This window comes from Bacillus coreaensis (genome assembly GCF_050586445.1).
GTDB lineage: Bacteria > Bacillota > Bacilli > Bacillales > Cytobacillaceae > Robertmurraya_A > Robertmurraya_A coreaensis.
On record NZ_JBOCCY010000004.1, the window covers coordinates 327,388 to 338,466 of the forward strand.

14 protein-coding genes are annotated in these 11,079 nt (G+C 38.0%); all 14 read left to right on the top strand.

Translation table 11 applies throughout. The features are described from left to right. Positions 1-225: 225 nt before the first annotated feature. Positions 226-1,368: a sensor histidine kinase gene (locus ACQ5H4_RS09165; RefSeq protein WP_430774636.1), complete on the top strand. Its 1,143-nt coding sequence runs from the start codon at positions 226-228 to the stop codon at positions 1,366-1,368. A 32-nt stretch (positions 1,369-1,400) separates the two neighbouring features. Then, positions 1,401-2,078 (top strand): response regulator, encoded by a 678-nt coding sequence (locus ACQ5H4_RS09170; protein ID WP_430774637.1) that lies wholly within the window; start codon positions 1,401-1,403, stop codon positions 2,076-2,078. A 143-nt stretch (positions 2,079-2,221) separates the two neighbouring features. Then, positions 2,222-2,377, top strand: coding sequence for a sporulation histidine kinase inhibitor Sda (gene sda / locus ACQ5H4_RS09175; RefSeq protein ID WP_430774638.1), 156 nt, complete (start codon positions 2,222-2,224; stop codon positions 2,375-2,377). Positions 2,378-2,477: 100 nt separating this feature from the next. After that, entirely contained in the window at positions 2,478-3,314 is an 837-nt protein-coding gene (locus ACQ5H4_RS09180) for a DegV family protein (RefSeq protein WP_430774639.1), read from the top strand. 114 nt (positions 3,315-3,428) lie between these two features. Further along, the gene (locus ACQ5H4_RS09185; RefSeq protein ID WP_430774640.1) at positions 3,429-4,721 is read left to right on the top strand and encodes an ATP-dependent helicase ComFA; all 1,293 of its coding nucleotides are present in this window, start codon (positions 3,429-3,431) and stop codon (positions 4,719-4,721) included. 74 nt (positions 4,722-4,795) lie between these two features. Beyond that, positions 4,796-5,413: a ComF family protein gene (locus ACQ5H4_RS09190; protein WP_488592167.1), complete on the top strand. Its 618-nt coding sequence runs from the start codon at positions 4,796-4,798 to the stop codon at positions 5,411-5,413. A gap of 205 nt (positions 5,414-5,618) precedes the next feature. Beyond that, a complete protein-coding gene (locus ACQ5H4_RS09195) occupies positions 5,619-6,041 on the top strand; it encodes a TIGR03826 family flagellar region protein (protein WP_430774642.1) in 423 nt (140 codons plus the stop codon). 124 nt (positions 6,042-6,165) lie between these two features. Beyond that, positions 6,166-6,429, top strand: a complete 264-nt coding sequence (flgM, locus tag ACQ5H4_RS09200) for a flagellar biosynthesis anti-sigma factor FlgM (protein WP_430774643.1) — start codon at positions 6,166-6,168, stop codon at positions 6,427-6,429. A 15-nt stretch (positions 6,430-6,444) separates the two neighbouring features. Continuing rightward, on the top strand, positions 6,445-6,933 hold the full coding sequence (locus tag ACQ5H4_RS09205; RefSeq protein ID WP_430774644.1) for a flagellar protein FlgN: 489 nt from the start codon (positions 6,445-6,447) through the stop codon (positions 6,931-6,933). A 17-nt stretch (positions 6,934-6,950) separates the two neighbouring features. Further along, positions 6,951-8,498, top strand: coding sequence for a flagellar hook-associated protein FlgK (gene flgK / locus ACQ5H4_RS09210; protein WP_430774645.1), 1,548 nt, complete (start codon positions 6,951-6,953; stop codon positions 8,496-8,498). An 11-nt stretch (positions 8,499-8,509) separates the two neighbouring features. Next, positions 8,510-9,391, top strand: coding sequence for a flagellar hook-associated protein FlgL (gene flgL / locus ACQ5H4_RS09215; RefSeq protein ID WP_430774646.1), 882 nt, complete (start codon positions 8,510-8,512; stop codon positions 9,389-9,391). Positions 9,392-9,491: 100 nt separating this feature from the next. Further along, entirely contained in the window at positions 9,492-10,082 is a 591-nt protein-coding gene (locus ACQ5H4_RS09220; RefSeq protein ID WP_430774647.1) for a DUF6470 family protein, read from the top strand. A gap of 13 nt (positions 10,083-10,095) precedes the next feature. Continuing rightward, positions 10,096-10,524 (top strand): flagellar assembly protein FliW, encoded by a 429-nt coding sequence (fliW, locus tag ACQ5H4_RS09225; protein WP_430774648.1) that lies wholly within the window; start codon positions 10,096-10,098, stop codon positions 10,522-10,524. Positions 10,525-10,530: 6 nt separating this feature from the next. Further along, entirely contained in the window at positions 10,531-10,752 is a 222-nt protein-coding gene (gene csrA, locus ACQ5H4_RS09230) for a carbon storage regulator CsrA (protein WP_430774649.1), read from the top strand. Positions 10,753-11,079: the final 327 nt, after the last annotated feature.

Genomic DNA, 11,079 nt, shown 5'->3' on the forward strand with positions numbered 1-11,079 from the left:
TTATTTCAGCATAATTTATTTACTGTTTGGGTAATAAAATAGTAATGAATAATAAATAAAGGATCTAGGATAAATTGCACATTTATATAAAAAAATCTCGTTCTTTTTAACGATTTTCTTGTGTTTCGACAGTTTTTTCGCCACCAATAGATAGTATATTTATCTAAATCAAGCTAAAATAATATCAAAGCCGAAAGGGAAAATGGGACCCTTGGAGGAATTATTATGTTGAAGAAAAAATTTGATATAAAGACACTTGATTTTATCCTTGAGAAAATGATAGAGACGGTCGGTACGAGTAAGGATGAGATTTTCCGTATAGGAGAGCAGTGCCGTAAGGATTATGAATCACTCGCAGATGAACTAAAAGATGTGAAGCGAATGGTCATTGAAGTGATTGATGATGGCGATAAGCTTGAAACGCAATCACGGTTTGCTCGGAAAAGATTGTCTGAAGTAAGCATGCACTTCAAGGACTATACCGAGGCAGAGGTTCGCGATGCTTATGAAAAAGCTCATCAGCTCCAAATGGAATTGACAATGAAGCGGCAAATGGAGAAACAACTTCGTGATCGCCGTGACGATATTGAACGCCGTTTACATGGTCTGACGGAAACGATTGACCGAGCTGAGCATCTAGTTTCTCAAATTTCCGTCGTGATGAACTATCTGATGAGTGATCTCAAGCAAGTCGGTGAAGTATTAGAGGACGCAAAGCAGAAGCAGGAGTTTGGCTTGCGTATTATAGAGGCTCAGGAGGAAGAGAGAAAACGAGTGTCTCGTGAAATCCATGATGGTCCTGCTCAAATGATGGCAAATGTGATGATGCGCTCGGATTTAATTGAACGTGTTTTCCGTGAGCATGGGGAACAAGCAGGCATGGGTGAGATAAAAAATTTAAAAAAGATGGTGCGAAATGCATTGTATGAGGTACGTAGAATTATCTATGACCTTCGTCCGATGGCACTTGATGACCTAGGCTTAGTGCCTACCCTCAAAAAATACCTACAAACGATCGAAGAGTATCATAGTGATACAAAAATTAGTTTTGTTAATTTGGGGAATGAAAAAAGGTTACCAGCCAAGTTTGAGGTCGCATTATTTCGATTGGTACAAGAATCTGTCCAAAATGCCATCAAACACGCAGAAGCACATGAAATAAAAGTAAAACTCGAGCTGACACGAAATAGTATTTCAGTAGTAGTAAAAGATGACGGAAAAGGCTTTGATATGAATTTGGACAAACCAGAGTCGTTTGGAATATTAGGAATGAAAGAGAGAGTGGAGCTTCTACAAGGACAGCTTTCCATCGATTCCAAAATTGGGCGAGGAACGATTGTCATTATCCAAGTTCCATTAGAGAGTTAATTTATTGAATAGGCTTAGGGAGGCTGAGAGAAATGACTACAAAGATTGCCATTATTGATGACCACCAATTATTTAGAGAAGGTGTCAAAAGAATATTAGATTTTGAAAAAACGTTTGATGTGGTTGCTGAAGGCGAAGATGGTAACCAAGCCGTTACGATTGCAGAAGAGTATCAACCAGACGTAATGATTATGGATATTAATATGCCCGATGTGAATGGTGTGGAAGCCACTCGACAATTGATTGAGAAATTTCCTGAATCCAAAGTGATCATTCTTTCCATTCATGATGATGAAAACTACGTAACACATGCGCTTCAAACAGGTGCTAGTGGCTATCTATTAAAGGAAATGGATGCAGATGCATTGGTAGAAGCGGTAAAGGTAGTGGCTGATGGAGGTTCTTATTTACATCCGAAAGTGACACATAATCTAGTAAGAGAATACCGTCGATTAGCAGGTGAAGGCGGTGGAGGTTATGTGGGAGCTACCGAAATTCGCCGTCCACTTCACTTATTAACTCGTCGTGAGTGTGAAGTTCTTCAGTTGTTAACAGACGGAAAGAGTAACCGTGGAATTGGTGAAGCTTTATTTATTAGTGAAAAAACGGTTAAAAACCATGTGAGTAATATTCTTCAAAAAATGAATGTAAATGATCGTACTCAAGCAGTCGTAGAAGCTATTAAAAAGGGCTGGGTTGAGGTTCGATAAAATATAAGTGTTGGGGCATCTGTCTAAAATATAATAGACGGGTGCCTCTTTTTCATTTGGAAGCATTTCCAATTTTGACAAAGTAGTGAAAAACATTTTACAAATAGGTGTTTTTGCTTATAATACTACTTAAACTAGTATAAATGGAGGTGTTTTCCATTAATGCATCTCTGGGTATTTTATCAGATGAGGATTTAGTTAACGTATATAGCAAGGCATTAAATTATAAACTGGATACGAGATTTGTTGATCTCATTTTGGAAGAAATACAGCGTAGGGGCTTAAAGGATGCGAGTTAAGATTTCCCTCACGGGCGTGTAGGTAATGCAATTTGTATAGTTTTCATATAAAATAGGCTTGAGACATATAGTAGAGAAAAACAAAGGTGGTTACTTTTATATGAAAACGGCAGTTGTAACGGATAGTACCGCGTACATCCCGAAAGACCTGCGTGACAAGCTTGATATTCATATGATTCCTTTAAGTGTGATATTTGGTACTGAGACGTATCGTGAAGAAATAGAGATTACCGCCTCAGAATTTTTCGAAGAGGTAAAGAATCGCGAGCTTCCAACCACGTCACAGCCACCCGTTGGTGAGTTTGTTCAGCTATTCGAACAATTATCGAAAGACTATGATTCGGTGGTCAGCATCCACCTATCAAGCGGGATCAGCGGCACCTTTCAAGGGGCAGTATCAGCTGGAGAAATGGTAGAGAATATTGATGTGTTTGCATTTGACTCGGAAATTAGCTGCATGGTTCAAGGTTTTTATGTACTAGAGGCAGCGCAAATGGCCCAAGAAGGTAAAGAGCCGGAGGAAATCATAGCAAGGCTCGATGAAATGAAGAAAACGTTGTACGCCTATTTTATGGTGGATGATTTATCCCATTTGCAGCGTGGAGGAAGACTATCTAGTGCGCAGGCGTTAATCGGAAGCTTGTTGCAGGTGAAGCCACTTCTTCATTTTCAGGACAAGAAAATTGTTTCGTTTGAAAAGATTCGTACCCGTAAAAAGGCAATGCGCCGTATGGTAGATTTGTTAGCTGAAGCATCTGCGGGTGAGGAATATCGTGCAGTGATTATTCATGCCAACCGTGAACAGGAAGCAAATGAATGGAAGAAAGAGCTTGAAGCTGAGCTTCCAAACGTTGAATTTGTGATTAGTTACTTCGGACCGGTCATCGGTACGCATTTAGGTGAGGGCTCTATGGGACTTGGGTGGGTTAAAAAATAATTTTTTGGTTACTGAACTTATATCTTATTATTATTTGACGCCATTTCAGCGATTGCTGGAATGGTGTTTATAGTTTTCGGGCGTTTTTTGAAAATTTGTTAATGAGGTGATAATTTGAATTTGGTTGATTCTCCTTTAATTTCTAAAAGACCTGGAATTTTGTTTGATAAGAAAGGTCGTGCATGTTGTAATCGGTGTGGCAATAGTGATAAGGGGTTACTTGCTGAGTTTCCTTGTGTTCGATGTGGGAAGAAGTGTGTTTATTGTCGTGCATGTATTATGATGGGGCGTGTGAGTGAGTGTACGCCTTTGTATGGATGGAGTGGTGAGTTACCCGAGATAGATGCTGCTCTTCTTCAGTGGAATGGTTCTCTGTCGGATGGTCAGCATGTTGCTTCGGATCGAGTGGTGGAGGCTATATCTCATAATGAAGAGTTGCTCGTTTGGGCGGTGTGTGGTGCTGGGAAGACTGAGCTTCTTTTTAAAGGAATTGAAGTGGCTTTTGCTAGTGGTAAGCGAGTGTGTATCGCTACTCCACGTACAGATGTTGTGTTAGAACTAACTCCAAGATTACAGACCGTGTTTCCCTCTATACAAATTGCCTCTCTATTCGGTGGTTCAGATGACCGCCATCAGTTTTCCCCTTTAACGATTACTACTACCCACCAGTTATTACGATTTTATCAAGCGTTTGATGTGATGATTGTTGATGAAGTGGATGCTTTTCCTTATTCTGTGGATCCGATGCTTCAGTTTGCTGTGAAAAATGCTCGAATGGTTAATTCGAGTTTGATATATTTGACGGCTACTCCTAGTCAGAATTGGCAGAGGGAGTGCCAGAGAGGGAAGAGGGATTTTATTACAATTCCTGCTCGTTTTCATCGTCGTTCGTTGCCTGTTCCTGAGTTTGTTTGGTGTGGGAACTGGGAGAAGGTGGTCGAGAAAGGTTGGTTACCTTCGAAATTGCAAAGTTGGATTGAACAGCGCTTGTTAGTGGGTACACCTATGCTAGTATTTATCCCTACTGTTGAGTGGATGGCTAAGGTATTACCGTTGCTACAAGTGATTGATGAAAGGATTGAGTCAGTCCATTCAGAGGATCCTGAAAGAAAAGGGAAGGTACTAAGGATGAGAAAGAGGGAGATTCCGTTGCTTGTAACAACAACCATTCTTGAAAGGGGAGTAACATTTCCTGGTCTAGATGTGGCTGTTCTTGGTGCTGAAGATCGGATTTTTACTGAATCGGCACTTGTTCAAATTGCTGGAAGAGTCGGACGAAGTGCAGATAAACCGTTTGGCAATGTGACCTTTTTTCATAATGGCAGGACACAGGCAATGGAAAAGGCAAAAGGTCAGATCGTTTCTATGAATAAAGAAGCTATAGAGAAGGGGCTGGTTGACGAGTGAGGTGTCTTTATTGTGGAGAGGGAATCAATTTGTCCATAGGTTGGGGGAGTTTGCTTTCTAGGGAGAAAGAGGTTTTGTTTTGTGAGCAATGTACAAAACAGCTTGTACCTATTGATGGAGAATGCTGTGTTCGATGTAGTCGACCTTATGAAGGCTTAGCGGTAGAATTTCGTAAAGGTGAGTTTTGTTACGATTGTGTTCGCTGGGAGGAAGACAAAGAGTGGCAAGGTATTCTAGAACGCAATGTCTCTCTTTATGAATACAATGAATTTCTAAAAGGAGTAATTAGTCGGTATAAATTTCGTGGAGACTATGTGCTTTCGAAATTTCTTTGTAAAGGTCTAAAAAAAGTGATTAAAGAGTACGATTTGTTTAGCCCAATACCATTGAGTAATGAGCGATTATTTGAACGAGGATTTAATCAAGCGGAAGCATTAATTTTGGAGGCTGGATTAACACCAACATTTGTTTTAAAACGTACTCATACAGAAAAACAATCGAAAAAGTCACGAGAAGAAAGAATTCAGCTTTCAAATGTCTTTGAAATAGCTAGTAAGGAAGAAATTGTCGGTAAGAAAGTGTTGTTGGTTGACGATATATATACTACAGGCTCTACGGTATTGCACGCAGGTAAACTTTTGAAAAGGGAAGGGGCATTATCGGTTTCATCCTTTACGGTAGCGAGAGGTTAGCGACAATATTCAACAAAATGCAGCAGTTGTAAAATTCAATCAAACGTTTGATTGAAATCACCCCACCATAAGAGCCTCAAGGTTTACGTCCACTTCAATCAAACGACCGATTGAATACATTTACTTCCAAATAATTTTCATATGCTTACACAAATCGACAAGCTATAATGAGTCTATCGACTTATTTTAAAAAGGGGAAAATGAAATGTCTCAAATAGAAACTTGCCCTAGCTGTGGGGATATTTATGTAAAAAATCAATTTCGTGATGTTTGTCAAAATTGCTGGAAGGAAGAAGAGAAGGCTTACGATGAAGTGTCCAAATTTATGAGAAGACGTGAAAATAGAGCAGCAACGATGTCGCAGGTCGTAGAAGCTGTAGGAATTGAGGAAGATCTGTTGTTAAAGTTCATCCGTTCTGGTCGTCTGAAGGTAACACAATTTCCTAATCTAGGCTATCCTTGTGATAAATGTGGGACTATTATACGTACCGGGAAACTTTGTGAGCCTTGTGCATTAGAAATAAAAAAAGATTTAGAACAACACGAACAAGAAGAGGCTTTTAAAGAAGAACTACGAAAGCGAGAAAAACAAGCCACATACTTTACAACAAATAAGACTATAAGGTAAATAGGATTAAATACCTATATATTAGTTATTTTGATACATTTTTAAAATAAATGCTAAAATAACCTTCGAAATGTCCGATAATACTAGTAGAAGTTGGAACGGACTTTGAAGGAGATGGATATACATGAAAATCAACAACATTGGTACAACAGGAATTAATCCATATAAAAAAGCAATCAACAAACTTGATAAAGTCAATAACACAACAACTGCTAAAGCGGATAAGGTTGAGATTTCTTCCGCAGCAAAAGAAATGCAGCAGATTTCTCAAGTAGATACTGCTCGTCAAAAGAAGGTTGAAGAGCTAAAGCTAAGTGTTCAAAACGGAACATACAAGCCAAACGCTACTGCAACTGCATCTAGTATCATTAACTACTTTAAAATATAGGGAGGAGGGGCTTTGATGTCCGCTGATCAATTAGTAACAGTCATGGAAAGGCTACTTGACCTGCATAACAGTTTGCTTGAAAAAGCCTATCAAAAAACGACCGTTATTGAAAAAGGGGACATTGATGCCCTGAACACTATCATTAAAGAAGAACAAAAACTACTACCTAACATAAATAAATTCGAACAAGTAAGACAACAGGTTGTGAGAAATTTTCTCACTCCTTTTCATGTAGAGGAAGAAAACTTTACAATTTCTACTTGTTTAACATATATAGATGATTTAAAAAAGGACAAGCTTGCTGATTTGCGTGAGGAGCTATTAGAAGTTGCGCAGAAACTTCAAAAGCAAAATGAGTTAAATTCAGAGCTCGTCAAACAATCACTACAATTTGTCCAAATGTCATTAGACATGTTTTACCCAAAAACACCTGAATTCAATTATGGACCACCTAAACAGTCCGGACCGTCCACATCGAATTCCCTTTTCAATCGAAAAGCCTAAAAAACGGAGGCGCGAACATGAGATCAACATTTATGGGGTTAGAAACAGCCCGTAGAGGTATGTTTACACAACAAAGTGCTCTAAGCACGACAGGTCATAATATCGCGAATGCAAGCACACCAGGATATACAAGACAACGTGTTAACTTCACACAAACAGAACCTTATCCGAATGTGGGCCTAAATAAGCCCCAGCTTCCAGGCCAAATGGGAACGGGTGTAGAGGCTGGTTCGGTTCAACGAGTGAGAGAAAGCTTCCTTGATGTGCAATACCGTGCGGAGAATAACAAGTTAGGGTATTGGGAAGCTCGTGCAGAGTCGTATACGAAGATGGAAGAAATCATGAACGAGCCGTCTGATAGCGGACTTTCTGCAACAATGGACCAGTTTTGGCAATCACTTCAGGACTTAGCAGTGAACCCGAGTAACCCTGGAGCACGTTCAGTAGTGAGACAACGTGCAGTTGCAGTAACGGAAACATTTAATTATCTAGCAAGCTCATTAAACAGTATTCGAGCAGACTTGAAAAATGAAATTACAGTTACTGAGAAAGAGATTAACTCTTTATCTGAGCAAATTAATAATATCAATAACCAGATAGCTAGTGTAGAGCCACATGGTTTGTTACCTAATGATTTATACGATGAGCGTGATCGATTGGTTGATCAGTTATCGTCACTTGTTAATATTAAAGTGGATTACACGTCAAGCGGTGGAAATGCATCTACACTTGCTGAAGGGAAAGTTAATATTACTTTACTAGATGCAAATGGTGCTAGTTTGGGTCAGCTAGTAAATGGGACAGGCTTTAATAAGCTCACGGTTAATTTTAACGGTACCGATGAATCGGTAAAAACGATACAACTCGGATCCACACAGGCGGATTTTCAGGCATTCAGTTCAACTGGAAAACTAAAAGCGATTGTTGAGTCCTATGGTTATCAAACCTCCTCAGGTGAAGTAACAGGAGTTTATCCGGATATGCTTGCGGAGTTAGACAATATGGCTTTTATGTTTGCCTATCAGTTCAATCTTCAGCATGAGGCTGGGGCTACTCCCAATCAAATTAACGGATCAACGGATGAAACACCGGCTTTCTTTTCTGACACGGAAAATGGAGAAGTTGATATTACGAACAAAAAGGGCATGGCTTCTCGTTTGCAAGTATCGGATGAGATAATGGCAAGTCTAGACAATATTGCAACAGCTAGTAAGGGGAATCCAACACTAGGTGATGCTACAAATATTAAAGCATTAGCCGATATTATTAATAAGCCTTTTAAATATGGTAATGACACAGAATCTAGCTTCCGAAATTATTATGAAGTATTGGTAGGTGGAATGGCTGTAGACTCGCAAGAAGCCGCAAGACTATCAACAAACAGTGGCACACTTCGTCAAGCGGTTGAAGAAAGACGCATGTCAGTAAGTTCTGTTTCATTAGATGAAGAAATGACCAATATGATTCAATTCCAGCATGCTTACAATGCATCTGCTCGAATGATTACATTACAGGATGAAATGCTTGATAAAATAATTAACGGTATGGGTACTGCAGGAAGGTAGGTGGATAAATAATGCGTGTAACACAAGGAATGTTAGCATCAAATTCCCTTAAGAACTTAAGTAATAGCTATAAACAAATGGGTAAATACCAGGATCAGCTTGCCACTGGGAAGAAGATTACTAGACCTTCGGATGATCCAGTAGTTGCTATGAAGGGAATGTACTACCGATCAAATCTTTCAGAGGTAGAGCAATATAAGCGAAATCTTTCTGAATCTTATCTTTGGATGGAAAACTCAGAAGCTGGTATTGAACAAGTTAACGAAGGGTTACAACGTGTCAGAGAACTGACTGTTCAGGGGTTAAACGGAGCACTTTCTGAAACAGATAAAATTGCGATTGCAACAGAAGTTGAACAAATTAAAAAGGACATAATGACTGTAGCAAACACACAAGTGGGTGGAAGATATATATTTAATGGAACAAATACATCTAACCCACCTGTTGCTGACGGTGGAACAAATGCTCCACAGGTAACATTAAATACAATGGATTACACAGTAGAAGTTTCAAGGGGTATTTCTTTAAAGGCAAATATCAATCCGGAGAACGTCTTTGGACAAAAGACTTTTGATACCTTACATGAAATTCAAAAATTTCTAGATGGCACCGGAAGTAGTGACTTAAACACACTTCTTGAGGATCTAGATAAACAGTTAGACACCTTGTCTGCAGAACGTTCCGAACTTGGAGCTCGTTATAATCGACTAGAGATGGTTGAATCGAGAATTGATCAACAAGAAATTATTGCTAATAGGGTTCTTTCAGATAATGAAGATGCTGATATAGAACGAGTAATTACAGAGTTAACTGTTCAAGAGAGTATTCATCGTGCTGCACTAAGTGTAGGTTCTAGAATTATACAACCTAGTTTAATGGACTTTTTAAATTAAAATAAGTTAGGAGATAGTCCAGATACGACCGATTATATTGCGGCTGACCAGCTATTTAGCGGTCAGTTTTTTTATAACAGTTTTTGGTGGTGATAAAAGTATGAATATTCCGCAAATACGGTTGCAAACAACATCTGCAAAAATAGAAATAAATACTACGCCAGCTCAATTATTAATAGAACAAATTCCAGGAGATTTACAGATTGAACAACCTATGGCTACCATGAATATTACTCGTGTTCCAGGGAAACTTACGATAGACCAAACAAAAGCTAGGGAAGATGTTGGTTATAAGTCAGTCAGAAGGGCTGTTGAAGATGCTGCTCAGGAGGGTAGGAAATCAGTATTAGAGGGTATTGCTAGAAGAACTAGTGATGGGGAAGAACTAATGAAAATTGAAAATGGTGGTAACCCGATTGCTACACTAGCAAAGAGAAATAGTGAAAAACAACCGTATCAATTTAATATTGGATTTATACCAAGTCCTAATTCGGTAGTTACATCCTATGATTCTGGAAGTATAAATGTTGATATTCAACCCAACAAACCTACTATTAAATATACTGCCAATAGGCCTGTTACTGAGTACCAACCTGGAAATGTTGATATATTACTAAGAAGCCATTCTTCTCTATCAATAGATTTTGAAAATTTAAAATATGTTGGCACTAATTATGAAATATTAATTTAAAAGGAATGATTAAATGCAGTTACAAACTAAATATCATGGGTTAATTGAAATTACAGAAGAGCAGGTATTGACATTTGAACATGGGATTCCTGGCTTTATAGATGAAGAGAAATTTATTATTTTACCACTCGAGCAAGATGAAACATTTATGATCTTACAGTCAGTGAGCACAGCTGGGCTTGCCTTTGTTCTTATAAATCCTTTTCACTATTTTCCAGACTATGACTTCTCATTAGACGATAATGCTATTTATCAGCTTAAACTTTCGTCGCCAGATGATATAATTGTATATACAATATTAACTATTCATGATCCATTTGAAAATACAACTGCAAATTTACAGGCACCAGTCATAATTAATAGTAAAAATAAATTGGGAAAACAAGTAATTTTAAATGATACAAAATATACGAGTAGGCACAAAATAATTGAAAAGGGGTGAAAGTAGATGCTTGTTTTAACCAGAAAAATTGGAGAAACGGTAAAAATTGGAGATAACATAGAGGTAACCATATTATCAATAAAAAATGACCAAGTAAAAATAGGGATAAATGCACCTAAGGAAGTGGATATTCTACGAAAAGAGTTAATCATCCAAATTTCAGATGAAAATGTTCAAGCATCTACTACCCATCACAATCTTCTTAGTATTCTTGAAAAAAAAGTATAAATTAGTAAAAACCCGTTAGAGGGTTTTTATTTTTAGTACCGAACACTATTCAATTTTGTTGTTGAAAAGACATTAGTTTTTTAAATAAAATACTTAACAATTTGCGCTAATTGCCGATATTCTTAATATGAGGTGTATTAGAGCGGCCAACCTAATTTATATCTTTATATCTTTATATCTTTATATCTTTATTGTTTTATGTGGTTTACAAGGAAGTAAACCTAAAATTCAAGGAGGAAATAATAATGAAAATCAATCATAATATTGCAGCATTAAACACTTATAATAAGCTCAATGCAGCTTCTGGAGCACAATCAAAATCTATGG